Genomic DNA, 25,248 nt, shown 5'->3' on the forward strand with positions numbered 1-25,248 from the left:
CCAAAGCCCGGTGTCAAACTGCCTCTGGAGCGCTCAAAGGCGCGTCACCGGGGAAGAAACAACCATGAAGATTCAACGCGTTGTCGTGACCGGCCTGCTCGGGATGGCTGCCGGCCTCATCTCTGCCGCCCTGCCTGCCGCCGCCCAGGGCACCAAGCCGCCTGCCCAGATCACCATCAAGAACATGCGGACCGCGCCTCTCACGGTGTTCGAGATCGCCACCGGCGGCGACCAGCCGCGGCTCGTCGGCAAGATCGCCAAGCCCCTGGCCCCGGGCAAGAGCATCGCGGTGAAGCTCAACAAGCCGGCGGGCTGCAGCTATTTCGTGCTGGCGAAATTCGGCGACGAGGTCGAGAGCGACGCCGAGGGCATGGATCTCTGCAAGGACAAGATCATCCGCCTGACGGAGTGAGGCCTTGCTGTGCCGTCATGCTCGCCCTTGTGGCGAGCATCCACGACTTGAACACCGTCCTCGATCAAGGAAGACGTGGATGGTCGGGACAGGCCCGACCATGACGGAAGCGCCTCACACCGTCGCGCCGGCCCGCAGCAGCTTGTAGGTGATCGAGTCGACCAGCGCCTGGAACGAGGCATCGATGATGTTGGCGCTGACGCCGACCGTGGTCCAGCGCTCGCCGGTTTCGTCCATCGACTCGATCAGGACGCGCGTCACCGCATCGCTGCCGCCTTGGAAGATGCGGACCTTGTAGTCCACCAGCCGCAGGCCCTCGATCAGCGCCTGATAGCGGCCGAGATCCTTGCGCAGCGCCTGGTCGAGGGCGTTGACCGGTCCGGACGGGCCTTCGGCCGCCGTGATCAGCACCTCGCCGCCGACCGTCAGCTTCACGATCGCCTCCGAGAAGGTGACGAGGTCGCCGAGCGCATTGTGCCGGCGCTCGACGTTCACGGCGAAGCGCTCGACCGTGAAATAATCCGGCACCTCGCCCATGATGCGCTTGACCAGCAGCATGAAGGAGGCATCGGCGCCCTCGAAGGCATAGCCCTGCGCCTCCTTCTCCTTGATCTCCTCGAGCACCCGGCCAAGCCGCGGGTCGTCGCGGCCGAGGGTTACGCCGATGCGCTCGAGCTCGGCGACGAGGTTCGACTTGCCGCCCTGGTCCGAGATCAGCACCTTGCGCGTGTTGCCGATCGCCTCGGGCGGAACATGCTCATAGGTGCGCGGATCCTTCAGCACGGCGGAGGCATGGATGCCGGCCTTGGTGGCGAAGGCCGAGGCCCCGACGAAGGGCGCGTGCCGGTTCGGCACCCGGTTCAGCATCTCGTCGAGCTGGCGCGAGGCGTGGGTCAACTCCGCGATCTGCGCGTCGTCGACGCCGATCTCGAAGCGCCCGCGATACCGCTCCTTAAGCTTCAGCGCGCCGATCAGCGTCACCAGATTGGCGTTGCCGCAGCGCTCGCCGAGCCCGTTCAGCGTGCCCTGGATCTGGCGCGCGCCGGCCTCGACCGCCGCGAGCGAATTGGCGACGGCGCAGCCGCAATCGTCATGGGCGTGGATGCCGAGATGATCGCCCGGAACGACCTTGGCGACTTCGCGCACGATCGCGCCGACCTCGTCCGGCAGCGTGCCGCCATTGGTGTCGCAGAGTACGACCCAGCGCGCGCCGGCCTCATAGGCGGTGCGGGCACAGGCGAGCGCGTAGCCGGGATTGGCCTTGTAGCCGTCGAAGAAGTGCTCGCAGTCGAGCATGACCTCGCGACCCGCCGCCCTCGCCGCCTCGACGCTTTCGCGGATGCCGGCGAGGTTCTCCTCGAGCGAGATCTCGAGCGCGACATGGACATGGTAGTCCCAGCTCTTGGCGACGAAGACGATGGCGTCCGCCTTCGCCTCCAGCAGCGCGGCGATGCCGGGATCGTTGGCGGCCGAGCGCCCTGCCCGCTTGGTCATGCCGAAGGCGGCGAATTTGGCGTTCTTCGTCGGCTTTTGCGCGAAGAAGGCCGTGTCGAGCGGGTTGGCACCGGGATAGCCGCCCTCGACATAGTCGATACCGAGCCTGTCGAGCAGAGCAGCGACCGCACGCTTGTCGTCGAGCGAGAAATCGACGCCGGTCGTCTGCGCACCGTCGCGCAGCGTCGTGTCGAACAGATGGATGCGCGCGGCGCTCATCGATCGCGTCGCAGCTTGAAGCGCAGGACGCGTGGCACCACCATGGCGAGCATGACGAGCTTGATGGCGACGGAGAGCGAGCCGGCGGGGCGGATTTTCGGGGTCGGGGTCATGAACGCATTTCCGCAACGTCTGTTGGATCGATACGAGGCAGGCCGTCGAGGTCGTGCCAAAGCGTGTCGCTCACCTCGCCCGGTCGCTGGAGGATGTCCGCGTTAAAGAAGCGCCTGATCCGATAGCCCTGAGCCCTCAGCCAGGCGTCTCGCACGGCATCATGCGCGTTCTCGGCATGCTGGCCGCCGTCGGCTTCGATGACGAGGCGTCTCTCCATACAAACGAAATCGACGATGTAGCGTCCGAGGGGCATTTGGCGGCGAAACTTGAAACCGCTGAAGCGACGATCGCGAACCAGATACCAAAGCTTGCGCTCGGCCTCGGTCGGCGCCTTGCGCATGGCGCGGGCGCGACTTTTCAGGGTTTGCGCTCGCGTCGGAGCGAGCTCCCCTTCTCCCCTTGCGGGAGAAGGTGGCTGCGCAGCAGACGGATGAGGGGGCGCCGTGACGTTTACGGTTGGCGATTTTGTAGCCGTCTCGGTGGCATCGTCGCGCTGCCCCCTCACCCCAACCCTCTCCCGCGGGGGGAGAGGGGGTGCGTCGCGGTTCATCGCTTCACCTCCCAGGTCGTGGTCGGCTCGCCGGTGGCAGGGTCCTTGCCGTCCTTGAGCGCGATGCCCATGGCGGCGAGTTCGTCGCGGATGAGGTCGGATTCGGCGAAGTTCTTGTCGCGGCGGGCGACCAGGCGGGTAGTGATGAGCAACTGGACGCGCGCCTTGTCCACGCCCGATTCTGCGATCTTCTGGGCGCGCCACGAAGCGGGGTCATGCCGAAGCAAGCCAAGAATTCTCGCTGCCGCAACGACCGCTGATGCAGAGGCTGGATTGCGGATGTCCCACCCGAACGAGCCTCCCATTCTCAAGGATCCCATCTGGGCGGAATTAAACAGCGGGTAGAGTTCAGAAACGGCGGCAACCGTGTTCAGATCGTCAAGCAATGGCTCTACGACAGAACTAATAGGCTCGGCTGCTTCATCGATCGCAGTGCCATCTAGCCATTCATACCACCGATCGAGCGTCTTCTCCGCCTCCTCCAACGCCTTCACCGTCCAGTCGATCGGCTGGCGGTAATGCGTCTTCAGCATCGCGAGCCGCAGCACCTCGCCGGGCCATTTCCGCCCGCCAAATGTATCCGTCTGCAGCAGCTCGTTGATGGTGACGAAGTTGCCAAGCGACTTCGACATCTTCTCGCCCTCGACCTGCAGGAAGCCGTTATGCATCCAGTAGTTGGCCATGCGGCTGCTGCCGGCCGCGCTGCCGAAGGCGCAGCAGGATTGGGCGATCTCGTTCTCGTGATGCGGGAAGACGAGGTCGATGCCGCCGCCATGGATGTCGAAGACGTTCTTGCCCGGATCGTCGCAGGAGAGCCCGCCTCCGAACGGTTCGAGCAGCTTCGCCATCGACATGGCCGAGCATTCGATGTGCCAGCCGGGACGGCCGGGCGTCTCAATGCCGGCGGGTGACGGCCAGCCCGGATCGACGCCCTCGCGGCTCGGCTTCCAGAGCACGAAATCCATCGCGTCCTTCTTGTACGGCGCGACATCGACGCGGGCGCCGGCCATCATCTCGTCGAGCGAGCGGCGGGCGAGCGAGCCGTATTTCGGCGCCTTCGCCAGATGCGCGACCGCCGGGACATGGAAGAGCACGTGCTCCTCGGCTACATAGGCGACGCCGCGCGCGATCAGGCGCTCGATGATCGCCTTCATCTCCTCGATATGGTCGGTGGCGCGCGGCTCCTCGTCCGGCCGCAGGCAGCCGAGCGCATCGACATCGGCATGGAATTGCGCCGTCGTGGCTTCCGTGACCTTCGCGATCGCCTCGTTCAGCGGGAGGGAGGGCCAGTCGCGCGCCGCGCGCGCGTTGATCTTGTCGTCGACGTCGGTGAGGTTGCGGGCATAGGTGACATGGCTCTCGCCATAGAGATGCCGCAGCAGCCGGTAGAGCACGTCGAAGACGATGACCGGGCGGGCATTGCCGATATGGGCGTAGTCGTAGACCGTCGGGCCGCAGACATACATGCGGACGTTCTGCGGATCGACGGGGACGAAGTCCTCCTTCTTCCGCGTCAGCGTATTGTAAAGCCTCAAGGTCGGCGACATCGGGTCTGTTGTCCTGGCGAAAAGCGAAAGCGTGACGGCGAGCCTGTCCTGGCCGCTGGCCGGAGGCGCTGTCTGTCTTTCCGTTTCAGGATGAGGACGTGAGCAGCCGGCCAGCGAAAGCTAGCGGCAAATAATGCAAATCCGGTTGAGGGCTCGCGTCATCGACACAGGCTTGCCTGCGCGCGGGCTTTGCGTCAAGAGGGCGCCGCAGTTTCGCCGCACTGCACAACCAGAAGGCCGGCACTTCATTCAATTTTAACTGACTGGAACCATCCTCTCGATTCGAGGGTTGAGCGCCCGTCAGCCACGAGGACACCTCAGATATGCGCCGCGCCGTTGCCCTGATCGGCCTGTTCGGGATTGTCGGAGCCGGGCTTTCGCTGTCGGTCCTGCCGACCAGCAAGACCGTCGCCGCCCCCAGCGACCAGCGCACCTTCCTGATCCCCGCCAGCGACGGCTATGGCGTGGCGGACTGCATCTCCAGCAAGTCCGAATGTGGCAAGATCGTCGCCGATGCCTGGTGCGAGGCGCAGGGCTTCGCCAAGGCGAGTTCCTTCGGCATCGCCTCGCGCGAGGATTTCACCGGCTCGCTCTCGAAGGCGGCGCCCCCCGCCGGAGCGCCCGAGCAGCCACTGGTCATCACCTGCGGCGGCTGAGGCCGCTCGCAGACAGACGTCGCCCTAGCGTCTCGACCTGGCCGGCGGACTGTGACTCCGTATGAAATCCGTCGCACTCAATACTTCGATCGGACAATCGACCGGTCAGACGCCGAGCAGGCCATCATAGCATTTTGCCTGTTGGCCGCGGTCGCCCCAGCGCATCTTCTTGAGTTGCGCAAATAACCGTTTCGCGCATAATCTGAAAATGGCTGTCTTGCAGTCTCGACCCTTTGGAAGCGGCTACGCATGCTTTTTGTCGAGGTCTACCCGAATCCTGCAAGCGAAAGGGCGCCATCTCATGGATAAATCAGAAACCAAGACACCGAACAATGATTCAAGGCGCCTAGAAACGGATCACACCGAATCGCAGCGTTATCTTGCAGATGAAGAAGCCATCTACGCGAGAGCCGAATACATATTCAAATTAACCGATTCATTGATATTCATACTTCTAGCCAGCATGTCCGGCGGAATTATCGGATTCTTCTTCGCTGGAGCGTTCAATATAGCCGCCTCATCTTTTATTTCCATGGCACTGGGGCTTCTGATGGGCTTTGTTCTGTGGGGCAACAAAAACAAGAAAAAGAACTAAATTTATCGACCGTACCTATATTTTGAATTTCCAAACGCATATCACTTATAACTACACACTTCCTAATAATAGCAATATAATCTATCTGAGCGATTTTATTCAATACGAAATCCCGAAATCGAAACTATTTTATCTATCCATTAACACAGACGGATACCGCAACCCATCCAGTCAATCTCGGCAACCCGCTCCAGCTCCTCGTGATCCGTGCAGGCACCCGGCCCAAAGCACGAGCGTCCGTCTGCGTCCGCAGAGACCTGCAGCGATCGAACCCCGCCCTGTCCCAGGGATGACGGGCGGTCGCCTCTCATTTGATCCAGTCGGCGCATTTCGGCACATCGCCCGTGCCGCCCCAAGGCATGATCGGCACGGTCGAGGTCGAGTTCTGCGGCGAGCCGTCGATCAGCTTGTCGGTATAGACCAGATAGACCAGCACATTGCGCTTGGCGTCGCAGCCGCGCACGATCTGCATCTTTTTCCAGATCAGCGAACGACGCTCGCGGAAGACGACGTCGCCCTGTTCCGATTTCTCCTTGAACTTGATCGGACCAATCTGGCGGCAGGCCAGCGAAACCTCGGAGACCTCTTCGGCCACGCCGAACATGCCGGAGACGCCGCCCTTTTCGGGGATGGTGTAGTGGCAGGCGACGCCCTCCACCAAGGGATCGTCGACGCCGTAGACGGCGAGTTTATCGTTCGGCGTCAGCATCTTCCAGACGGTCGACTTCCGGAAGATCAGGTCTTCCTGTGCGGCCGCCGGGGCTGCGAGGCCTACCGCCACGGCAAGGCCGGCCAGGACTCCAAAGACAAGACGGCAGACCTGCATTCCCGTTCTCCCCAGCCGTTCTCAACCGGCACCGACCACGATATGGGACCACGGGGCCGACAGCGCCAGCCCCGAGCGAGATGCCGCATGCCGACAACCCTGCCCGTGCTCGAAACCGAACGCCTGATGCTGCGCCCGCGCAGCATGGAGGATCTCGATCGGATCGCGCGGCTCAATGCCGACCCGCAGGTGATGCGCCACATCGCGCCGCCGGGCTCGCCGAGCATGAGCCGGGAGGCGGTCGCGGCGCGAAGCTTCAGCCATGTCGCGATCGGGCTCGGTTACTGGAGCGTCTTCGGTCGAGCCGACGACGATGGGTTCCTCGGCTATGTCGGCCTGATACCGGGCGCAGATGACGGCGATGACCCGCAGCTCAGCTATCGCTTCGAGACAGGACATTGGGGCAAGGGCTATGCCTTCGAAGCCTCCGAACGGCTGGTTCGCCATGGCATGGAGGCGCTCGACCTGCCCGCCATCGCCATTCTCACGCATCCGCAGAACGAGGCGTCCTGCCGGCTCGCGCAGAAACTCGGCTTCACGCGCCAGGGCGACGCATCGGCCGTGCTGATCGGCGATCCGCCGGTGCCCGGCGCCAGTTTTCGTCTCTCGGGCGATGATTGGCGCAAACGCCTTCAGGCCGCCAACGGCTTGAAGGCGAGATAGGCCGCGGCGATCGCCCCGACGGTGCCAAGCAGGAACAGCACCAGCTTCAACTGGGTGACGCGGCTGGCGAAGGCGACGTCGCCGGCCTCGACCCTGGGGTATTTGTCGAGCAGCCGGGCCACCGCGAGGTTCTCTGCGACGTCGCAGAGGCCGCCGAGCAGCCAGCCGCCGCCGCAGAGCACTGCTACCCACCAGGGCTGGCCGCGCATCGAGAGGCCGGCGATCAGGATCGCGCCGACGATGGCATAGGTGAAGGCGCAGGCGACATCCGCCGGCAGCACCCGGTTGCGATAACGCGCGCGGTGCGTCTCGCCATACATGGCGAAGAGCCTCTCGACATCGGCAACGTTGAAGCCGTTCCAGTCGTTCTCCAGCATGCGCGGCACGCCCTGCCGGCTCGACCAGAGGCCGACCGCCCAGAACAGGACCATCACCAGCACCGGCCCCCAGACAAAGAAGGCGAGCGGCACGGCGGCGGAATAGAACGGCACATGGTCGATCATGGGGTTCAGGCTCTCGCGGCGGGCTTCGTCGGGGGGCAGGCGTTGACGGCGGCAGGTTAGCCGCCCCCCCGGCAAGCGCCAAGCCCATGATGACGGAGTTCGCGCCCTCAACCGGCCGGAAGGATCTCCTGCTCGATCGCCCCGAAGATCGAATGGCCGGCAGCGTCCTTCACCTCGATGCGGACGGTGTCGCCGAAGCGCAGGAACGGCGTGCTCGCCTTGCCGTCCCGGAGCTTCTCGACGATGCGCTGCTCGAGGATGCAGGCATAGCCGACGCCGCCATCCGCCAAAGCATGACTCGGGCCGCCATCGGCGCCCCGGTTCGAAACGGTGCCGGCCCCGATGATCGTGCCGGCGCCGAGCCGGCGCGTCCGGGCGGCGTGAGCGATCAGCGCGCCGAAATCGAAGGTCATGTCGACGCCGGCATTCGGTTTGCCGAACAGCTTGCCGTTGACCTGCGCCAACACCGGCAGGTGCAGGCGGCCTTCCCGCCAGGCGTCGCCGAGTTCGTCGGGTGTGACGGCGACCGCGGAGTAGGCGCCGGAGGGCTTGGACTGGACGAAGCCGAAGCCCTTCGCCAGTTCGGGGCCGGCGATGTGGCGCAGGCTGACGTCGTTGACCAGCATGACGAGGCGGATGCAGCCGAGCGCGGCCTCCGGCGTGACGCCCATCGGCACATCGCCGGTGACGACCGCGATCTCGGCCTCGAAATCGATGCCCTGGTCCTCGGCTGCCGCATGAATCGGCTGGCGCGGGCCGAGCGGCGTATCCGAGCCGCCCTGATACATCTGCGGCTCCGTCAGGAGGCTCGCCGGCGGATCGACCCGGCGACCCTTGCAGGCCAGTTCGATATGGTTCGGATAGGCCGAGCCGTCGAGCCATTGAAACGCGCGTGGCAGGGGCGCGGCGCAGTCATGTTCGTGAAAGCGGAACGAGGGAACCGAGCCGTGCTCGAGGCCGACCGCGAGATCGGCAAGGCGCGGCGCGTGCCGGTCCCAGTCGTCGAGCGCGGCCTGCAAGGTCGAGACGATGGGAAAGGCGTCGGTCGCCCGCGTCAGATCCTGCGAGACCACGACCAGGCGGCCATCCCGACCATGCATGAGCGAAGCGAGTTTCATGTCTTTTCATTCCTCGCACGACGCGCCAATAAGGGCCCAACGAGCCCGTGGGAGGAACACCTTATGAAACGTCGCGACTTTTTGAAAACCGGTGCGCTCGCGGCCGCCGCCACGCCCGTCGCGATGCCGGCCGTCGCGCAGTCGCAGCCCGAGGTGAAGTGGCGGCTGACGTCGAGCTTCCCGAAGTCGCTCGACACGATCTACGGCACCGCCCAGCAATTCGCCAAACTCGTCAGCGACGCCACCGACGGCAAGTTCCAGATCCAGGTCTTCGCGCCGGGCGAGATCGTTCCCGGTCTGCAGGCCCTCGACGCCGTCTCCTCGGGCACGGTCGAATGCGCCCATTCGCCGACCTATTTCTACATCGGCAAGGACCCGACGCTGGGTCTCGGCACCGGCATCCCATTCGGGCTCAACGCCCGCCAGCAGCATAGCTGGTGGTATTTTGGCGGCGGCGAGCAGATCGTGAACGGCGTGCTCGACCGCTTCAACGCCTATTCGATCCCCTGCGGCAACTCGGGCACCCAGATGGGCGGCTTCTTCCGCAACGAGCTCAAGGGCGTCGACGACCTCAAGGGGCTGAAATTCCGCATCGGCGGCATGGGCGGGCAGGTTCTGGCCAAGCTCGGCGTGGTGCCGACGCAGATCGCGCCGGGCGACGTCTATCCGGCGCTGGAGCGCGGCGCGATCGACGCCGCCGAATTCGTCGGTCCCTATGACGACGAGAAGCTCGGCTTCATCCGCGTCGCCAAATATTACTATTACCCCGGCTGGTGGGAGGGCGGCGCGATGCTGCACCTGATCATCGGCAAGGAGGCCTGGGCCAAGCTGCCCAAGCACTACCAGGCGATCGTCCAGCAGGCTTGCGAAGCGGCCAACAACTGGATGCTCGGCAAGTACGATTTCGTCAATCCGGGCGGCCTGCGCCGGCTCGTCGGCCAGGGCGCGCAGCTGCGGCCCTTCCCGCTGCCGGTGATGGAAGCAGCCCTCAAGGCCGCTGAGGAGTATTACGCCGAGACCTCGGCCAAGAGCGCGGACTTCAAGGCCGGCTACGATTCGATGGTCGCCTTCCGCGGCGAGAACCTGCTCTGGTGGCAGGTCGCGGAACTCTCCTTCGATTCCTTCATGAACAGGCTGAAGGCGCGCTGAGCGGGTTGCCGGAAAAAGAAGGCGGCCAGCGGATCATGTCGACGAAACCGCCCTCCCCCCAGCCGGAAACGCCGCTGCGGCTGGAGCAGTACCTGCCATACCGTCTCAACGTCGTCGCCTTTCATTCGGCGAGGGCGCTGGGTCGGATCTACGGCGCCCAGTTCGGTATCGGCATCCCGGAATGGCGCGTGGTCGCGCAGCTCGGCGAGTTCGGCAAGCTGACCTCGCGCGACATCGGCGAACTCGCCCAGATGCACAAGACCAAGGTCTCGCGCGCCGTCTCCGAGCTGGAGCAGCGCGGGCTGGTCTCGCGCTCGGAGAACCGACAGGACCGGCGCGAGCACTTCGTCGCGCTGACCTCGGCCGGCGAGCGCATCTATGCCCAGATCGTGCCGCTGGCGCTGGCCTTCCAGGCGCGCTGGACGGAAGGGATCGCGGCCGACGAGATGAAGGTGTTCGAGCGCGTACTCTCGACGCTGACCGAGCGCAGCCGCCACCTCGCCGGCAGCTATCGCGACGACGAGGGTTGAGGGGACGCGCTGGCGGCGCCTTCCCAACGGCCACCCACATTCGCGCGGTCATCCCGGACCCAGCGAAGCGGAGATCCGGGATCCATGCCGGAGCGCTTGCCGGTGAGGTTCAGGCATGGATCCCGGGTCTCCCTCCGGTCGCCCGGGATGACCCGCGCTTTATTGTCCAGGCCAGGACGTAATCTGCGCTTCAGAAAAACCTCGCGAGATTCCTGCGGATGCGCTCCAGCGGCGGCTCGCCGGGCGGGGGCGGCACGAAGCCCTGGCCGGTGATGGTCTCGAAGGCGCGGACATAGACGTCCGTCGTCTGCGCGATCAGCTCCGGCGGGATCGGCGGCAGGTCTTCCTTGTAGGGGTCGCAGCGCGCGACCACCCAGTTGCGGACGAAGTCCTTGTCGAACGATTCAGGCTTCTCCCCGGCCGCGAAGCGCGCGGCATAGCTGCCCGCCATCCAGTAGCGGCTGGAATCAGGGGTGTGTATCTCGTCGGCGAGGAGGATCGTGCCGTCCTTGTCGGTGCCGAACTCGTATTTGGTGTCGGCCAGGATCAGACCGCGCTCGGCCGCCATCGCCTGCCCGCGCGCGAAGAGCGCCAAAGCGTAGGCGCTGACGGTGTCCCACTGCTTCTGGGTCAGCAGGTCTTCCGCAACGATCTGGGCAGCCGAGAGCGGCTCGTCATGGCCGCCGTCGAAGGCCTTGCTGGTCGGGGTGATGATCGCCTCGGGCAGCTTCTCGTTGTCGCGCAGGCCGTCCGGCAGGCGCTCGCCGTACATCTCGCGCTGGCCCTGCTTGTACATCGTCAGGATCGAGGTCCCGGTCGTGCCGGCGAGATAGCCGCGCACCACGATCTCGACCGGAAGAATGTCGAGCCGCCTGCCGATCACGACATTGGGATCGGGATATTCGAGGACATGGTTGGGGCAGATGTCGGCCGTGTTCTCGAACCAGTAGCGCGCCGTCTGGGTCAGCACCTGGCCCTTATAGGGAATCGCCGCGATGGCGCGGTCGAAGGCGCTCAGCCGGTCGGTCGAGATCAGGATGCGGCGCCCGTCGGGCAGATCGTAGTTCTCGCGGACCTTGCCGCGATAATAGTTCGGAAGTTCGGGGATGAAGGCGCCTTCCAGCGCCAGAGGTTCGGTCATGTCGGCATCGCCCGGTCATGGCGCCCACGCGACGTGCACGGGCGGGTTGGAGCGTTCTAGACAGTCGTGACGCCCGCGCCAACCGCCTTCGCCAGCGATTGCCCGGCGTCGGCGAATATGGCATGCGAAGCGGGCGCCGACCTTGCCCTCAGCGTCCAGCGAGGCGTCCCTCCTTAGTTCCGTCGCGTTTGGCGGGTGTTGTTCGTCCCTCGGGCGAGCCGCTAGGCTTGAACAAGGCCAGCTTTGGGCAAGGGTCGTCCGGCAGAGCAAGACCACAAGCAGGTGACGTGACGCGACCGGCTATGACATCGAGAGCTTTCTGGCAGCGGCAGTGCGGGCGCTTCGGTGCGGCGTTGCTGGCCGTGGTCTCCATGGGCGGCGCCGCGCTGGCACAGTCGCCCTCCTGCGCTGCGTGGCGTTCCGAGCTTGCGAGCCTGCAGGGCCAGCGCAGCGGCGGCGATCCGCGCGCGGCGCAGGCGGCGCAGCGCGTCGGTTCCCAGCTCGCGCAGGCGACGAACCAGTATCGCGCCATGGGCTGCGAGCGCGGCGGCTTCGCCTTCTTCGGCGAGGGCCCGCCGGCGCAATGCGGCGGCCTGCGCGCCCAGATCGGGCAATTGCAGGCTCAGTATGCCAGCCTGCAGCAACAAGCGCAGGGCGGCGCGGTGGAACAGCGCCGGGCGCAGCTCGCCGCCGCCATCAACAGCAATTGCCGCGCGCCCCAGCAGCGCGGCTTCTTCGAGACGATCTTCGGCCTCGAACCACGCCGCGGCGAAATCGATTCGACGCTGCCGGAACTCGACCCCGAGCAGCCGCTCGAGCCCGAGAAGCCGCGCATGGGCGGGCCTCAGACCGTCTGCGTGCGGACCTGCGACGGCTTCTTCTTCCCGCTCGCCAACAATCCGGGCGGCCGCGAAGGCGGCGACGAGATGTGCCAGGCGCTCTGCCCGGGAACCGAGACGCTCGCCTATGGCATGACCAATGGCGGCGAGATCCAGAACGCCGTCGCACGCAGCACCGGCCAGCCCTATTCCTCGCTGCCGAACGCAGGCAAGTACCAGCGCAGCTTCGATGCCGCCTGCACCTGCCGGGGCCAGGGCCAGAGCTGGGCTCAGGCCCTGAAGGAAGCCGAATACCTCCTCGACAAGCGCAAGGGCGACGTCATCGTCACCGAGCAGCGCGCCGCCGAACTCTCGCGCCCGCGGGAAGCCACCAAGCCGGACCCGAAGCGGCGCGGCGCGGCGCCGACTCCCCAGCCGGCCGCGGCGCCGGAGATTCCCGACGAGAAGCCGATGCCCTCCGAGAATTCGCCGACGGCCGGCACGGAATCGGCGGGCGTCGGGCCGAGCACCGTGGGCGAGCGCGTGCTCGACAAGGGCGACGGGCTCAAGCGCGAGACACGCAGCGTCACCGGCGAAAAGCGGACGGTGCGGATCGTCGCGCCGAATCTGGCCCCGAATCTCGGCCCCGCCACCGCGCGACCCTGACGGCGAGCCCATTGGCGCATGCGCCGACAGCATGGCTATTGCGCGCAAATGTTCCGGACAACCGATGGACGCATGAATGCTGCGGCGCGATAGAGGGGTCAACCATCAACCCCGCTTGCCTGGAACGCCGCCAGACCGTGCCCTGATCGTGCCGCTGCGGCGACCGAGGACGAAGTTCTGACGACGCCGGGCGCAGAGGCCGCCATGTCAGAAACCGTCGCGACAGCGCATCCGCATCCGCATCCGCATCCGATCGAGATGGCCGACGCCAAACGCCGCCTCAAGGCGATCTTTGTCGGTTCGGTTGGCAATCTCGTCGAGTGGTACGACTTCTACGCCTACACCGCGTTTTCGCTCTATTTCGCGCCGGCCTTCTTCCCATCGAGCGATCCGGTGGTGCAGCAGCTCAACGCGGCGACTTTGTTCGCGGCCGGCTTCATCGTGCGCCCGCTCGGCGGCTGGCTCTTCGGCCATCTCGCCGACCGCTATGGACGGCGCCTGTCGCTGACCGTCTCCGTGCTGATGATGTGCTTCGGCTCGCTGATCATCGCGCTGACGCCGACCTATGCCACGATCGGCTTCGCGGCGCCGGCCCTGCTGGCCCTGGCGCGCATCATCGAGGGGCTGAGCCTCGGCGGCGAATACGGCGCCTCGGCGACCTATCTCTCCGAGATCGCCGATCCCGAGCATCGCGGCTTCTATTCGAGCTTCCAATACGTCACGCTGATCGGCGGCCAGCTCACCGCGATCCTCGTGCTGCTGCTGCTCCAGAACGTCTTCCTGACGCATGAGCAGCTCGTCGAATGGGGCTGGCGCATCCCCTTCGTCATCGGCGCGCTGCTGGCGGTCACCGCCATGTTCATGCGCCGGCACATGCACGAAACCGAATCCTTCGAGGCCGCCAGGAAGAGCGGCATCAAGCGCGAGAGCTCGCTGCGTGGCCTGCTGAAATATCCGCGCGAGGTCGCCATCGTCGTCGGCCTGACCGCCGGCGGCACGGCCGCCTTCTACACCTTCACCACCTATATGCAGACCTTCGTGCGCCAGACGGCCGGCTTCTCCGACATCACCACGACCTATGTCATCGCCGGCTCGCTGATCTTCGCCGCCGCGCTGCAGCCGATCTACGGGCTGATCTCGGACAAGATCGGACGCAAGCCGATGCTGATCTTCTTCGGCGTCTGCGGCACGCTGTTCACGGTGCCGCTGCTGACGACGCTCGCCGGTACGAAATCACCCTGGGTGGCGTTCCTGCTGATCTCGGGCGCCTGGATCTTCGTCGCCGGCTACACCTCGATCAACGCGGTGGTGAAGGCGGAGCTGTTCCCGACCTCGATCCGCGCGACGGGCGTCGCCGTGCCTTATGCGCTCACCGTCTCGATCTTCGGCGGCACGGCGCCAGCGATCGCGCTCTGGTTCAAGCAGCAGGGCCACGAGCAGTGGTTCTTCTACTACCTCGCCGGCGTGATCTTCATCTCGCTGCTGGTGTATTCGACGATGCGCGACACCAAGCACAGCTCGGCGATGCATCGGCATGATTGAGCTATACGTCGGCCCTCCTCGTCATGGTCGGGCTTGTCCCGACCATCCACGCCTTCCATCGTAGAGCGCTACGACCAAGACGTGGATGCTCGCCACAAGGGCGAGCATGACGGTGCGGGCATGAGAACCGTCAAGCGGCTTCGCCGGCAAGGCGCCGCAGCGCCTTCTCACGGCCGATCAGCGGCAGCAGCGCGGCCAGCTCGGGGCCGTGGTCCTGCCCGGTCAGGGCCTGGCGCAGCGGCATGAACAGGGCCTTGCCCTTCGCCCCGGTCGCGGCCTGCACCGCGCTGGTCCAGCTCTTCCAGGTCATCACGTCGAAGGGTTCGGGCGGCAGCAGGGACGCCGCCGTCGCCGCGAAGGTGGCATCCGCCATGACAGGCTTGATCGGCCCGCGCACGACGTCGTCCCAGAGGCGGGCCTCGTCGAGCTTGCCGAGATTGCCGCGGATCGCGAGCCAGAACGGCTCGCCGCCGCCGATGCCCAATTCGGCCAACCGGGAAGCCACCGCCTCATAGGGAAGCTGGTGCAGCGTCCGCGCGCTCAACGTCTCCAAGTCGTGCTCGTCGAACTTCGCGGGGGCACGTGAGACGTGGGCGAGATCGACCAACCCGGCGAGTTCATCGAGGCTGGCAACGGGGCGAACGGCATCCGACGAGCCGGTCAGCACGGCGAGAGCCGCCACCGCGAGCGGCTCGACGCCGGCCTCGCGCAATCCGCGCAGCGAGAGATGGCCGAGGCGCTTCGACAGCCCCTCGCCGCTCGCCGTGGTCAGGAGGTTGTGGTGGCCGAAAGCCGGCAGCTGCGCGCCCAGCGCCTCGAAGATCTGGATATGGACCGCCGTATTGGTGACGTGGTCCTCGCCGCGGATGATATGGGTGACGTTGGTCGCCGCATCGTCGACGACCGAGGGCAGATGGTAGAGATAGCTGCCATCCTCGCGGATCAGCACCTGGTCCGACAGCGACGCGCAATCGACATGGGCCTCACCGCGGATGAGGTCGTTCCAGGCGACGATTCGCGGCTCCAGCAGGAAGCGCCAATGGGGCCTGCGCCCCTCGGCCTCAAGCTTCGCCTTATCCTGCGCCGTCAGCTTCAGCGCGGCACGGTCATAGATCGGCGGCAGGCCGCGCGCGAGCTGGCGCTTGCGCCGGCGGTCAAGCTCGTCGGCGGTTTCATAGCAGGGGTAGAGCCGGCCGGCGGCGCGCAGATCCTCGGCCGCCGCATCATAGAGCGAGAGCCGCTGCGACTGGCTGATCACCAGGTCAGGCACGATGCCGAGCCAGGCGAGATCCTCGGCGATGGCCTGCGCGAATTCGGGCTTCGAGCGCGCCAGATCGGTATCGTCGTAACGCAGCATAAAGCGGCCGCCATGGCGGCGGGCATAGAGCCCGTTGAACAGCGCCGAGCGGGCGTTGCCGATATGCAGGTAGCCGGTCGGCGACGGGGCGAAGCGCAGGAGAGGCGAAGCGGTCATGGGCGAAGAGATCATGGCGGCGCTTATGGCGCGTTTGCCCGACAGCGACAATCGTCCCTGCGGCTTGCCTCAGAAGTCGAAGCTTTCGCCGCCCGCCCGGCCGACGCCCTTCACCAGCGCAGCATCGGGGGTGTAGGCGGCCTCGCCCTTGTCGGCGAAGCCGTTGACGATCGGGTAGCGCCGGTCGCGGCCAAAATTGCGGCTGGTGACCTTCACCCCCGGCGCGGCCTGGCGGCGCTTGTATTCGGCGCGGTGGAGCAAGCGCTCGACGGCCAGCACGGTCTCGCGATCATGGCCCTGGGCGACGATGTCGGCGACGCGCTGCTCGCGCTCGATCAGCGCGACAAGGATGGGGTCGAGCACCTCATAGGGCGGCAAGGAATCCTGGTCGGTCTGGTCGGCGCGCAATTCGGCGCTGGGCGGTCTCGTCAGAATCGCTTCGGGGATGACGATCGCGTCGGGACCCAGCGCGCCCAACGGCTTCCAGCGGTTGCGCAAGGCGGCGAGGCGGAAGACGTCGGTCTTGTAGAGATCCTTGATCGGATTGAAGCCGCCGTTCATGTCGCCATAGAGCGTGGCGTAGCCGCAGGACATTTCCGACTTGTTGCCGGTCGTCACCAGCATCCAGCCGAACTTGTTGGAGAGCGCCATCAGCAGCGTGCCGCGCGCGCGGCTCTGCAGGTTCTCTTCGGTGACGCCGGGCGCCTGACCCGCGAACAGGCCGGCCAGCGCGGCATCGAAGGCCGCGATGGTGTCCGCGATCGGCACTGTCTTGTAGTCCACGCCGAGCGCATGCGCGCAGGCTTGCGCATCGGCGAGGCTTTGCGGACCGGTGAAGCGCGAAGGCATCATCACGCAGGTGACGCGGTCTGGCCCCAGCGCATCGACGGCGATAGCGGCGCAGAGCGCGGAATCGATGCCGCCGGAGAGGCCGAGCACGACGCTGGGGAAGCCGGTCTTGCCGACATAGTCGCGCAAGGCGAGCACACAGGCGGCGTAGTCGGCCTCGTCGCCTATCTCGATCGCGGCGGGCTGTCCCGGCTCGCAGCGCCAGCGCCCCGCCTCGCGCCGCCACTCCGTGACCACGAGCGCCTCCCGGAAGGCCGGCAGCTGATGGGTCAGGTTGCGGCCGGCGTCGAGCACGAAGGAGGCGCCGTCGAAGACGAGCTCGTCCTGTCCGCCGACCTGGTTGAGATAGACCAGCGGCAGGCCGGTCTCGACGACGCGCGCCACCGCGACATTCATGCGCTCGTCGCCGACGCCGCGCCGGAAGGGCGAGCCGTTGGGCGAGAGCAGGATCTCGGCCCCAGTCTCGGCGAGGCATTCGGCCACGTCCTCGCTCCAGATGTCCTCGCAGATCGGCAGCCCGAGGCGGACGCGGCCCCGGAAGGGCACCGGCCCCGGCAAAGGCCCGGGCGCGAAGACGCGGGCCTCGTCGAAGACGCCGTAATCCGGCAGCGCCACCTTGAAACGCACCGCCTGGATCACGCCGCCATCGAGCAGCGCATAGGCGTTGTAGAGCTTGCCGCCTTCCACCCAGGGCAGGCCGAGCAGCACGGCCGGGCCACCATCGGCGGTTTCGCGCGCCAGATCCTCGCAGGCCTTCCGGCAGGCGTCCTGGAAGGCCGGCTTGAGCACAAGATCCTCCGGCGGGTAGCCGCAGAGGAAAAGCTCGGGGAACATCACGAGATCGGCGACCGCCTCCCCTGCCAGCCGCCTCGCCTCCCTGATGCGGGCCGCGTTGCCGGCGATGTCGCCGACGGTCGGATTGGATTGCGCAAGCGCGAGGCGGAAGGAGGCCGCGGTCATGGCGCGGCTGTAGCGCGGCGGTGCGGAGCGGGCAATGCCGCCGGAGCCGGGCGGACCTGCCGATCGCGGCCGCCGCTTAACCCGACGTTAGGGTTAATCGCGCATGAATCGATCACGAGCCGCTCTTGCACGATTGCCGGCCGCCGTTCGGAGAAGCGAGCATGCGTACCCGCCAGATCACCGCGATGGGCAGAGCCCCCCTCGCCGCCTGCGCCCTCGTCGCCGGCGCGCTTGTCGTCGGCTCCCTTGCCACGACCACGACCTCTGAGGCCGCCGACTACCCCGTTCTGCGAGGCTCCCAGATCGAAGATGCCCCGGCGCCTGAAACCTTCGACAGCAGGATGAACTGGTCGGGCTTCTATTACGGCGGCGGCGCCGGGGTCTCGTCGACCAAGTTCGAACCGGGCAACGGCCTGCAGGATTTGGCGCGTTTCGCCTATCGCAACACGCTCCTCGGCAGCGAGTTCGACATGGGCTCGCTCGTCGGCAACCTGCCTTCCAAGACCGACAGCGGGGCGACCTTCTTCGGTTTCGCCGGTTACAACTGGACTTTCGGCGACGTGATTCTCGGTCTCGAAGCCGACTACACGCGGTCCAACCACGAGTATCTGATCTCCGACTACATCGCTCGGCGCTCCACCACCTCCGATGGCACGGACAACGGCTACTCGCTCACCACCAACCTGGGTGCCGAGCTGCTCGACTATGCGACCGCGCGCATCCGCATGGGCTGGGCCTATGGCCGGATTATGCCCTTCGGTACGTTCGGCGGCGCGGTCGGGCGCTTCAACACGGTATCGACCATTGATGCTACCTGGCGTTTCATACCGCCAAATTCAACCACCGGTGCAAACCTCACGGCAGCCGGCTACCCTCTGCGCGTCGGCGCGAGCAAGACCAACGTCTACGGCTTCGGCCTGACCGCCGGTCTCGGCGTCGACTGGGCGCTGACCGACAATCTCTTCCTCCGCGCCGAGTACCAGCTCATCCGCTTCGCCGATGTCGAGGGCACGACGACGACGATCAACACCGCCCGCGTCGCCGCCGGCCTGAAGTTCTGACATCGATCATTCGCGAACGCGAAAAAGCCGGGGCGGTCGCCCCGGCTTTTTCGTTTGTCACGGCTATGGTTGCCGGCGCAGTCTACTCGGCCGCCTCGACCTCGGGCCGCGTCCGCCCTGCCCGCTCGCGCTTGACCAGCTCGGCGACGAGGAAGGCCAGCTCCAGCGCCTGCTCGGCATTGAGGCGCGGATCGCAGACCGTGTGGTAGCGGTCGTTCAGATCCGCATCGGTCATGCCGCGCGCACCACCGGTGCATTCGGTGACGTTCTTGCCGGTCATCTCCAGATGCAGGCCGCCGGCATGGGTACCTTCCGCCTGATGGACGGCGAAGAAGTTCTTCACCTCGGTCATGATCAGGTCGAAGGGCCGGGTCTTGTAGCCGCTCGCCGCCTTGACCGTGTTGCCGTGCATCGGATCGCAGGACCAGACGACGTTGCGCCCTTCCCGCTTGGTGGCGCGCACCAGGGCCGGCAGGTTGTCGAAGACCTTGTCGGCGCCGAAACGGCCGATCAGCGTCAGGCGGCCGGCCTGGTTCTGCGGATCGAGCACCTCGATCAGCTTGAGCAGACCGTCGACCGTGGTCGAGGGGCCGCATTTCAGGCCGATCGGATTCTTGATGCCGCGGAAGAACTCGACATGCGCATGGTCGATCTGGCGCGTGCGATCGCCGATCCAGAGCATGTGGCCGGATGTGTCGTAATAATCGCCGGTGGTCGAGTCCGTGCGTGTCATCGCCTGCTCGTAGCCGAGCAGCAGCGCCTCATGGCTGGTGTAGAAGTCGGTCGTACGCATCTCCGGATGGGTCTCCGGGTCGATGCCGATGGCGCGCATGAAGTCGAGCGCCTCGGTGATGCGCTCGGCGACCTCGTTGTAGCGCGAGGAGGCAGGAGCATCCTTGACGAAACCGAGCATCCAGCGATGAGCGTTGTCGAGATTGGCGTAGCCGCCGGTCGCGAAGGCGCGGATCAGGTTCAACGTCGCCGCCGACTGCCGGTAGGCCTCGAGCTGGCGGCGCGGATCGGGGATGCGCGCCTCCGCCGTGAACTCGTTGTCGTTGACGATGTCGCCCTTGTAGCTCGGCAGCTCGACGCCGTTGACGGTCTCTGTGGGAGCTGAACGCGGTTTCGCGAACTGGCCGGCGATGCGACCGACCTTCACGACGGGCGAGCCGCCGGCAAAGGTCAGCACCACCGCCATCTGCAGGAAGAGCCGGAAGAAATCGCGGATGTTGTCGGCGGAGTGCTCGCCGAAGCTCTCGGCACAGTCTCCGCCCTGGAGCAGGAAGGCCTCGCCGCTTGCGACTTTCGCGAGTGCCTTCTTGAGCTTGCGCGCCTCACCCGCAAAAACGAGCGGCGGAAAGCCGGCGAGCTGCTGCTCGACCGCCCTCAGGGCTGCCTGGTCCGGATAATCCGGGATCTGCTGGACGGGCTTTGCCCTCCAGCTCTCGGGCGTCCACCGCTCCGACATGGGTCCTGCTCCTGACTTGAAATCGCGCCGGTTAACCTCTTTGAAGCGCGAAGGCGGGCCTATACACCCATGACGCCGCGAAGGCCACTGTGCCGCTCATGCGCCATGCGCCGTGCGGGGCCGCTCTCATGGTTAGCGAATCCTGAATCGCTTCAAAGGGCTAGCGATCGCGGCTCACAAAATGATTCCGATCGGCGAGAAACCGATTCAACGGCATCACGCGGCGATTCAACGCGTTCGGATTTTGAATCAGCCGAAACTGGACCCGGCTTGCGCACTGCGCGCGCTCAGGCCGGCTCGACATCGGTGCGGCTGAAGTCGTCGCCCTTGAACAGCAGCCTGGCCTTCAGGTGCTTCGCCGTCGCATAGGAGAAACAATCGCCGAGATTGAGGATGCCGGGGCGACCGCCGCCGAGGCCATAGCGCTCGGATGCTTCTATCGCGAGCGCGGTGATCGCCATGTCAGGGGCGATGGGTTTGATGCTGGCAGACCGCATGAACTCCTCGACGATCGCAAGGCCGTCAGGGCGCGAACAATCCTTCCAGCGCGCGATTGCACAAGCCGCTTCCCAGATCGAGATGGTGGAGATCGAACGTTGATGATGGACGGCCAGGCGCGCGGTCATGGCTTGCGCGTCCAGTTCCTCCGCCAGAACTGACACGATCGCCGACGCATCGACGACGATCACCGCCGCTCGTCCTCTCCGTTCAGTTCGTCGTAAAAGGCACGATCCGGGATTGGCCCCCTGTCAGGCATAGCGGCCAGTCTCGCCCGCAACGGCGCAAGCTTCTCCCAAAGCGTGGGCTCGGCGGCCTCGCGCTCCGCCTTTTCGCGCAGCGCGTCATGGACGATCTCGGTCAGGCCCTTGCCGTGCTTGCTGGCGAGTTGGCGGGCCAGCGCCTCGACCTCGTCGTTCTTGATGCTGATGCCCATCCAAGCACCTCGTTCTAGAATACATCCCGCAGCATTCTAGAATACGCTCGACGACGTCTCAAAGCAATCGTCCCGCCCTACCCCGCCCGCGGCGTCCGCATCGTCACCAGCTCTTCCGCAGCGCTCGGATGCAGGGCGATGGTGCGGTCGAAATCGGCCTTGGTCGCCCCCATGGTCACCGCGATGGCCACCGCCTGGATGATCTCGCCGGCGTCGTGGCCGAGGATGTGGACGCCGAGCACCTTGTCGGTCTTCACGTCGACGACGAGCTTCATGTAGATGCGCTCGGCCCGGCCCGAGATCGTCGCCTTCATCGGACGGAAGCCGGATTCGAAGATGCGCAGTTCGTAGCCGGCGGCAGCCGCCTGGGCCTCCGACAGACCGACCGTGCCGATCTCCGGCGTGGTGAAGACCGCCGAGGCGACGAGGCCGTGATCCATTTGCCAGGGCTTGCCGCCGAAGACGGAGTCGGCGAAGGCATGGCCCTCGCGGATCGCGACGGGGGTGAGGTTGACCCGGTCGGTGACGTCGCCGACGGCATGGATCGACGGCACGTTGCTGGCCGAATTCGCATCGACCACGACTTCGCCCACCGGGCCGAGTTCGACACCTGCTTCGGCCAAACCGAGCCCCGCCGTATGGGGGCGCCGCCCCGTCGCGACGAGGATCACGTCGGCATCGATCGGCGCGCCCTTGGCGCAATGGGCGCGGCGGCAGCCATCGGGCAAGAGTTCGATCCGCTCGACCGTGCAGCCGAGGCGGAAATGGATGCCAGCATGTTCGAGCGCGTCGCGCAGGCGGCTGCGGACGTCCTCGTCGAAGCCGCGCAGCACATTGTCGCCGCGATGCAGCACCGTGACCTCGACGCCGAGGCGCGCGAACAGACTGGCGAATTCGAGCGCGATGTAGCCGCCGCCGACGACCAGCATGCGCTTAGGCAAGCTCGGAAGATGGAAGATCTCGTTCGAGGAGATGCCGAGCTCGCCGCCCGGGATCGGCGGGTCGAAGGCCGGCCAGCCACCGGTCGCAACCAGGATGTGCCGGGCGCGGACCATCTCGCCGCTCTTGGCGAGGCGCACGGTATGGGCGTCGACCACCGTCGCGCGCTCTTCGCGGATGGTGACACCCGCCCCTTCCAGCCCCTTTCGATACAGGCCCGACAGGCGGGTCACCTCATTGGCGACGGCATCGCGCAGCGTCGGCCAGTCGAAGCTCGGCTTCTCGACGGTCCAGCCGAAGCCGGCGGCGTCCTCGAAATCCTCGGCGAAGCGGCTGGCATAGACGAAGAGCTTCTTGGGTACGCAGCCGCGAATGACGCAGGTGCCGCCGATGCGGTCCTCCTCCGCGATCATGACGCGCGCGCCATGGCCGGACGCAATGCGCGCGGCGCGGGTTCCGCCCGAGCCAGCCCCGATGACGAAGAGATCGACGTCGAATTCAGCCATCTTGCCCTCTCAAGCCTCTCGGCCCTGCACCATGGGCCGGGCAGCCAGCCATAAGGTCGCTGCGGCCAGCACCGCAATCCACCAGCCCTGCCAGGCGCCATGCGCGACGGACGCAACGGCGAACGCGGACGCCGCCAGCGCCAGCCGCGGCGCCAGATCCCGCGCCGGCAGATGGCGCAGGCGATAGAGGAAGGCGAGCCCCGCAAAGGCCAGCAGGGCAGCACCGACCGCCCCCGTCTCGACCCAGGCCTGCATCGGCGCGCTGTGGGGATGCCCGACCGCGAGCATCGCACGATGCGGCGGCGAGACCTCGAGCGCGACGGGATGACGATCCAGCGTCGCCGAGGTGCCGAAGCCCGAACCCAGGAGCGGCCGCGCCAGGATGGCTTCGCCGAAGCTCAGCCAAACATCGGTTCGCTCGCGCGTATGCGAACCCGCGAGCTTTTCGTGCAGCGCCGGCGGCAGGCTCGCATCGACAAGCCTACCCGTGACCGGAGACAGCAGCATGGTCGCGGCAAAGCCTAGTGCCACGGCCAACAATGTCAGCCGCGGCAGCAGGAGCGCTGCGAGCCAGGTGACCGCCATGATGGCGAGGCCGAAGCCGGTGGCCCCGCTGTCGGACTGAAAGGAGAGCGCGACGAGGGCGAGCAGGACGAGGCCGGCGAGCAGTCGGTCGCGCAGCATTGCGGCGGGACGCAGCAGTCCAGGCAACACGGCGGCCGAGAGGACGAGGCAGGTCAGGGCCGGGCGATTGAAGATGAAGCCCTGCTGCTTGCCGATGCCGAGCATGATCCGCAGCGAAAGACCGCTCGCAAGTTCGGCCATCATCAGGACGACAGCTGCTACGAGCGCCAGCGCGAGCGCCCGGTCGGCATCGGTGCCGGGCCGGAATCGGCCGCTGACCGCGATCAACAGGCCGAATGCCAGCGGCAGCACCAGCTCGCCCCATGCGGCAAGCCCCGGGGCCGGGCGATGACTCCAGGCCAGGGTCGCGAGCGACCAGGCAACGAAGGCGCAGAGCGAAAGCGCGACCGGCCCGCGAAGGCACGTCCGCAGGCGGGACAGGAAGGGGCCCGCGCCCTCGGCGATGACGGCGGCAGCGACAAAGCAGCCGGCCGCGAGCCCGAGGATGAGCGGGGCCGAACGGTTTGCCAGCCACATCGCCAAAGGCATCAGGATGAGCAGGACCGTACCGAGCGCGGCCAGCCTGCGCGACAGACGCTGCGCGTGGCCGGACGTAGCGGCTTCGGTGCCGGAGGGGGCTGTCGTGGTCATCGTGCAGCGCTTACGCGATCATCGCGAATGCGGCCAGAGCCTTGTCGAGACCGCAGGCCGAGGTCGTAGAACCAAAGACCAAGAAGCCGGCCGTTGGCCCCATGCCAGACGAAATCTCTTGACTCATGATTATGCAATCATGCGCAATTGACGCTGACGCGCCCAGCCATCAGTGGCAGGCCTGCGGCTGAAAAATGCGCGGGGAAGCCGCGTGCGGAGGAAATTCACATGCTCACATCCATTTTGAAGCGCGGCGCCATCGTGGCGGTCGCGGTTGCCGGCCTCTCGACAGCGGCCTTCGCCCAGCTCGAGCTGAAGATCATGGCCCCGGCTTCGCCGGGCGGCGGCTGGGACGGCACGGCGCGCTCGATGCAGCAGGCGCTGACCGCGTCGGGCATTGCCAAGAGCGTGCAGGTGACCAACGTCACCGGCGCCGGGGGCACGATCGGCCTGGCGCAGTTGATCAACGCCAAGGGCGACGGCTCGCAGCTGATGGTCAACGGCTTCGTCATGGTCGGCGCGATCCTGCTCAACAAGTCGCCGGTCAACCTGACGCAGGTGACCCCGATCGCGCGGCTGACGGCGGAAGCCCTCGTCATCGTCGTGCCCACCGATTCCCCGATCAAGTCCGCCAAGGACCTGGCCGAGCGCGTCAAGGCCGACCCGGCCAAGGTGACCTGGGCCGGCGGCTCGGCCGGCGGTGCCGACCACATCCTCGCCGCTCTGTTCGCGGAAGCGGCCGGCGGCGATCCCAAGAAGATCAACTACATCCCGTTCTCGGGCGGCGGCGAGGCACTGGCAGCCATGCTCGGCGGGCGCGTCACCGCCGGCATTTCCGGCTATGGCGAGTTCGAGGGCCAGATCAAGGCCGGCAAGCTGCGCGTCGTCGGCGTTTCGTCCTCGGCGCGGCTCGCCAATGCCCCGGACGCCCCGACGCTCAAGGAGGGCGGCGTCAATCTCGAGCTGATCAACTGGCGTTCGGTCGTCGCCCCTCCGGGCCTGACAGCCGACCAGACGAAGACACTGTCGGACGCCGTTTCGAAGCTGGTCAAGACGAAGGAATGGGCCGAGATCCTGAAGGCTCGCGGCTGGGACGACGCCTATCTCGGCGGCGCCGAGTTCGAGGCCTTCATGAAGGCCGAGCAGGCGCGCGTCGCCAAGGTCATGACGGATGTCGGCCTCGTAAAGTAATCCCGAGATCGCCAAGGAAGACGAAGGGGGCCGGGAGATCGGCCCCCT

At 66.3% G+C, this 25,248-nt stretch carries 24 protein-coding genes; 10 read left to right on the plus strand and 14 right to left on the minus strand.

The window, feature by feature from the left end:
• The first annotated feature begins 64 nt into the window (after positions 1–64).
• Complete coding sequence (locus AC1RMY_RS18735; protein ID WP_492867048.1) at positions 65–412, plus strand: hypothetical protein; 348 nt, start codon at positions 65–67, stop codon at positions 410–412.
• Positions 413–526: 114 nt separating this feature from the next.
• Here the strand turns inward: AC1RMY_RS18735 and cimA are convergent, their stop codons facing one another.
• From cimA to cysS, 3 genes are all read right to left on the minus strand, one after another.
• Entirely contained in the window at positions 527–2,125 is a 1,599-nt protein-coding gene (gene cimA / locus AC1RMY_RS18740) for a citramalate synthase (protein WP_492867050.1), read from the minus strand.
• A 109-nt stretch (positions 2,126–2,234) separates the two neighbouring features.
• On the minus strand, positions 2,235–2,600 hold the full coding sequence (locus tag AC1RMY_RS18745) for an endonuclease domain-containing protein (protein WP_492867202.1): 366 nt from the start codon (positions 2,598–2,600) through the stop codon (positions 2,235–2,237).
• Between the two features lie 185 nt (positions 2,601–2,785).
• Entirely contained in the window at positions 2,786–4,336 is a 1,551-nt protein-coding gene (cysS, locus tag AC1RMY_RS18750) for a cysteine--tRNA ligase (protein WP_492867052.1), read from the minus strand.
• A gap of 323 nt (positions 4,337–4,659) precedes the next feature.
• On the opposite strand from cysS, the gene AC1RMY_RS18755 reads away from it, so the two are divergent.
• Both AC1RMY_RS18755 and AC1RMY_RS18760 read left to right on the plus strand, forming a co-directional pair.
• Positions 4,660–4,992: a hypothetical protein gene (locus AC1RMY_RS18755; protein ID WP_492867054.1), complete on the plus strand. Its 333-nt coding sequence runs from the start codon at positions 4,660–4,662 to the stop codon at positions 4,990–4,992.
• A gap of 301 nt (positions 4,993–5,293) precedes the next feature.
• Complete coding sequence (locus tag AC1RMY_RS18760) at positions 5,294–5,587, plus strand: hypothetical protein (protein WP_492867056.1); 294 nt, start codon at positions 5,294–5,296, stop codon at positions 5,585–5,587.
• Between the two features lie 307 nt (positions 5,588–5,894).
• On the opposite strand, the gene AC1RMY_RS18765 is transcribed toward AC1RMY_RS18760, so the two are convergent.
• Positions 5,895–6,413, minus strand: coding sequence for a CreA family protein (locus tag AC1RMY_RS18765; protein WP_492867058.1), 519 nt, complete (start codon positions 6,411–6,413; stop codon positions 5,895–5,897).
• A gap of 87 nt (positions 6,414–6,500) precedes the next feature.
• Between AC1RMY_RS18765 and AC1RMY_RS18770 the strand changes: the two genes are divergently transcribed.
• Entirely contained in the window at positions 6,501–7,076 is a 576-nt protein-coding gene (locus AC1RMY_RS18770) for a GNAT family N-acetyltransferase (RefSeq protein WP_492867059.1), read from the plus strand.
• Here AC1RMY_RS18770 and AC1RMY_RS18775 read toward each other — a convergent pair.
• On the minus strand, positions 7,046–7,579 hold the full coding sequence (locus AC1RMY_RS18775; RefSeq protein ID WP_492867061.1) for a hypothetical protein: 534 nt from the start codon (positions 7,577–7,579) through the stop codon (positions 7,046–7,048). The genes AC1RMY_RS18770 and AC1RMY_RS18775 overlap by 31 nt on opposite strands.
• Positions 7,580–7,686: 107 nt before the next feature.
• A complete protein-coding gene (locus AC1RMY_RS18780) occupies positions 7,687–8,697 on the minus strand; it encodes a fumarylacetoacetate hydrolase family protein (protein WP_492867063.1) in 1,011 nt (336 codons plus the stop codon).
• A gap of 63 nt (positions 8,698–8,760) precedes the next feature.
• Between AC1RMY_RS18780 and AC1RMY_RS18785 the strand changes: the two genes are divergently transcribed.
• Both AC1RMY_RS18785 and AC1RMY_RS18790 read left to right on the plus strand, forming a co-directional pair.
• The gene (locus AC1RMY_RS18785; protein ID WP_492867065.1) at positions 8,761–9,846 is read left to right on the plus strand and encodes a TRAP transporter substrate-binding protein; all 1,086 of its coding nucleotides are present in this window, start codon (positions 8,761–8,763) and stop codon (positions 9,844–9,846) included.
• A 35-nt stretch (positions 9,847–9,881) separates the two neighbouring features.
• On the plus strand, positions 9,882–10,376 hold the full coding sequence (locus AC1RMY_RS18790) for a MarR family winged helix-turn-helix transcriptional regulator (RefSeq protein WP_492867066.1): 495 nt from the start codon (positions 9,882–9,884) through the stop codon (positions 10,374–10,376).
• A gap of 190 nt (positions 10,377–10,566) precedes the next feature.
• On the opposite strand, the gene AC1RMY_RS18795 is transcribed toward AC1RMY_RS18790, so the two are convergent.
• A complete protein-coding gene (locus AC1RMY_RS18795; RefSeq protein WP_492867067.1) occupies positions 10,567–11,517 on the minus strand; it encodes a phosphoribosylaminoimidazolesuccinocarboxamide synthase in 951 nt (316 codons plus the stop codon).
• A 302-nt stretch (positions 11,518–11,819) separates the two neighbouring features.
• Between AC1RMY_RS18795 and AC1RMY_RS18800 the strand changes: the two genes are divergently transcribed.
• Both AC1RMY_RS18800 and AC1RMY_RS18805 read left to right on the plus strand, forming a co-directional pair.
• Positions 11,820–13,001, plus strand: coding sequence for a DUF2865 domain-containing protein (locus AC1RMY_RS18800; protein WP_492867069.1), 1,182 nt, complete (start codon positions 11,820–11,822; stop codon positions 12,999–13,001).
• A 204-nt stretch (positions 13,002–13,205) separates the two neighbouring features.
• Entirely contained in the window at positions 13,206–14,543 is a 1,338-nt protein-coding gene (locus AC1RMY_RS18805; RefSeq protein ID WP_492867071.1) for an MFS transporter, read from the plus strand.
• Between the two features lie 130 nt (positions 14,544–14,673).
• Here AC1RMY_RS18805 and gltX read toward each other — a convergent pair whose 3' ends face one another.
• Together gltX and AC1RMY_RS18815 are read right to left on the minus strand one after the other, a co-directional pair.
• Positions 14,674–16,017: a glutamate--tRNA ligase gene (gene gltX / locus AC1RMY_RS18810; RefSeq protein ID WP_492867072.1), complete on the minus strand. Its 1,344-nt coding sequence runs from the start codon at positions 16,015–16,017 to the stop codon at positions 14,674–14,676.
• A 69-nt stretch (positions 16,018–16,086) separates the two neighbouring features.
• Entirely contained in the window at positions 16,087–17,826 is a 1,740-nt protein-coding gene (locus tag AC1RMY_RS18815; RefSeq protein WP_492867073.1) for an NAD+ synthase, read from the minus strand.
• A 161-nt stretch (positions 17,827–17,987) separates the two neighbouring features.
• Between AC1RMY_RS18815 and AC1RMY_RS18820 the strand changes: the two genes are divergently transcribed.
• Positions 17,988–18,887 carry an outer membrane protein gene (locus AC1RMY_RS18820; RefSeq protein WP_492867075.1) on the plus strand — a complete coding sequence of 300 codons (900 nt, stop codon included), beginning with the start codon at positions 17,988–17,990 and terminating at the stop codon, positions 18,885–18,887.
• Positions 18,888–18,969: 82 nt separating this feature from the next.
• On the opposite strand, the gene AC1RMY_RS18825 is transcribed toward AC1RMY_RS18820, so the two are convergent.
• The 5 genes from AC1RMY_RS18825 to AC1RMY_RS18845 all read right to left on the minus strand — a co-directional run bounded on the left by AC1RMY_RS18825 (position 18,970) and on the right by AC1RMY_RS18845 (position 24,009).
• Complete coding sequence (locus AC1RMY_RS18825) at positions 18,970–20,355, minus strand: class II 3-deoxy-7-phosphoheptulonate synthase (protein WP_492867077.1); 1,386 nt, start codon at positions 20,353–20,355, stop codon at positions 18,970–18,972.
• Between the two features lie 287 nt (positions 20,356–20,642).
• The gene (locus AC1RMY_RS18830) at positions 20,643–21,044 is read right to left on the minus strand and encodes a type II toxin-antitoxin system VapC family toxin (RefSeq protein ID WP_492867079.1); all 402 of its coding nucleotides are present in this window, start codon (positions 21,042–21,044) and stop codon (positions 20,643–20,645) included.
• Entirely contained in the window at positions 21,041–21,289 is a 249-nt protein-coding gene (locus AC1RMY_RS18835; protein WP_492867081.1) for a type II toxin-antitoxin system VapB family antitoxin, read from the minus strand. The genes AC1RMY_RS18830 and AC1RMY_RS18835 overlap by 4 nt, the downstream gene beginning before the upstream one ends.
• A 77-nt stretch (positions 21,290–21,366) precedes the next feature.
• Positions 21,367–22,734: a glutathione-disulfide reductase gene (gene gor, locus AC1RMY_RS18840; RefSeq protein WP_492867082.1), complete on the minus strand. Its 1,368-nt coding sequence runs from the start codon at positions 22,732–22,734 to the stop codon at positions 21,367–21,369.
• A 9-nt stretch (positions 22,735–22,743) separates the two neighbouring features.
• On the minus strand, positions 22,744–24,009 hold the full coding sequence (locus AC1RMY_RS18845; RefSeq protein ID WP_492867084.1) for an O-antigen ligase family protein: 1,266 nt from the start codon (positions 24,007–24,009) through the stop codon (positions 22,744–22,746).
• 228 nt (positions 24,010–24,237) lie between these two features.
• On the opposite strand from AC1RMY_RS18845, the gene AC1RMY_RS18850 reads away from it, so the two are divergent.
• Positions 24,238–25,200: a Bug family tripartite tricarboxylate transporter substrate binding protein gene (locus AC1RMY_RS18850; protein ID WP_492867086.1), complete on the plus strand. Its 963-nt coding sequence runs from the start codon at positions 24,238–24,240 to the stop codon at positions 25,198–25,200.
• Positions 25,201–25,248 lie beyond the last annotated feature (48 nt).

The sequence above is a fragment of the Allobosea sp. GW822-FHT03F07 genome (assembly GCF_058801345.1).

What these genes read in the sequence shown, in the direction of transcription:
- AC1RMY_RS18735 (WP_492867048.1), top strand. Translation starts at nt 65, where the DNA reads ATGAAGATTCAACGCGTTGTCGTGACCGGCCTGCTCGGGATGGCTGCC.
- cimA (WP_492867050.1), bottom strand. Translation starts at nt 2,125, where the DNA reads ATGAGCGCCGCGCGCATCCATCTGTTCGACACGACGCTGCGCGACGGT.
- cysS (WP_492867052.1), bottom strand. Translation starts at nt 4,336, where the DNA reads ATGTCGCCGACCTTGAGGCTTTACAATACGCTGACGCGGAAGAAGGAG.
- AC1RMY_RS18755 (WP_492867054.1), top strand. Translation starts at nt 4,660, where the DNA reads ATGCGCCGCGCCGTTGCCCTGATCGGCCTGTTCGGGATTGTCGGAGCC.
- AC1RMY_RS18760 (WP_492867056.1), top strand. Translation starts at nt 5,294, where the DNA reads ATGGATAAATCAGAAACCAAGACACCGAACAATGATTCAAGGCGCCTA.
- AC1RMY_RS18765 (WP_492867058.1), bottom strand. Translation starts at nt 6,413, where the DNA reads ATGCAGGTCTGCCGTCTTGTCTTTGGAGTCCTGGCCGGCCTTGCCGTG.
- AC1RMY_RS18770 (WP_492867059.1), top strand. Translation starts at nt 6,501, where the DNA reads ATGCCGACAACCCTGCCCGTGCTCGAAACCGAACGCCTGATGCTGCGC.
- AC1RMY_RS18775 (WP_492867061.1), bottom strand. Translation starts at nt 7,579, where the DNA reads ATGATCGACCATGTGCCGTTCTATTCCGCCGCCGTGCCGCTCGCCTTC.
- AC1RMY_RS18780 (WP_492867063.1), bottom strand. Translation starts at nt 8,697, where the DNA reads ATGAAACTCGCTTCGCTCATGCATGGTCGGGATGGCCGCCTGGTCGTG.
- AC1RMY_RS18785 (WP_492867065.1), top strand. Translation starts at nt 8,761, where the DNA reads ATGAAACGTCGCGACTTTTTGAAAACCGGTGCGCTCGCGGCCGCCGCC.
- AC1RMY_RS18790 (WP_492867066.1), top strand. Translation starts at nt 9,882, where the DNA reads ATGTCGACGAAACCGCCCTCCCCCCAGCCGGAAACGCCGCTGCGGCTG.
- AC1RMY_RS18795 (WP_492867067.1), bottom strand. Translation starts at nt 11,517, where the DNA reads ATGACCGAACCTCTGGCGCTGGAAGGCGCCTTCATCCCCGAACTTCCG.
- AC1RMY_RS18800 (WP_492867069.1), top strand. Translation starts at nt 11,820, where the DNA reads ATGACATCGAGAGCTTTCTGGCAGCGGCAGTGCGGGCGCTTCGGTGCG.
- AC1RMY_RS18805 (WP_492867071.1), top strand. Translation starts at nt 13,206, where the DNA reads ATGTCAGAAACCGTCGCGACAGCGCATCCGCATCCGCATCCGCATCCG.
- gltX (WP_492867072.1), bottom strand. Translation starts at nt 16,017, where the DNA reads ATGACCGCTTCGCCTCTCCTGCGCTTCGCCCCGTCGCCGACCGGCTAC.
- AC1RMY_RS18815 (WP_492867073.1), bottom strand. Translation starts at nt 17,826, where the DNA reads ATGACCGCGGCCTCCTTCCGCCTCGCGCTTGCGCAATCCAATCCGACC.
- AC1RMY_RS18820 (WP_492867075.1), top strand. Translation starts at nt 17,988, where the DNA reads ATGCGTACCCGCCAGATCACCGCGATGGGCAGAGCCCCCCTCGCCGCC.
- AC1RMY_RS18825 (WP_492867077.1), bottom strand. Translation starts at nt 20,355, where the DNA reads ATGTCGGAGCGGTGGACGCCCGAGAGCTGGAGGGCAAAGCCCGTCCAG.
- AC1RMY_RS18835 (WP_492867081.1), bottom strand. Translation starts at nt 21,289, where the DNA reads ATGGGCATCAGCATCAAGAACGACGAGGTCGAGGCGCTGGCCCGCCAA.
- gor (WP_492867082.1), bottom strand. Translation starts at nt 22,734, where the DNA reads ATGGCTGAATTCGACGTCGATCTCTTCGTCATCGGGGCTGGCTCGGGC.
- AC1RMY_RS18845 (WP_492867084.1), bottom strand. Translation starts at nt 24,009, where the DNA reads ATGACCACGACAGCCCCCTCCGGCACCGAAGCCGCTACGTCCGGCCAC.
- AC1RMY_RS18850 (WP_492867086.1), top strand. Translation starts at nt 24,238, where the DNA reads ATGCTCACATCCATTTTGAAGCGCGGCGCCATCGTGGCGGTCGCGGTT.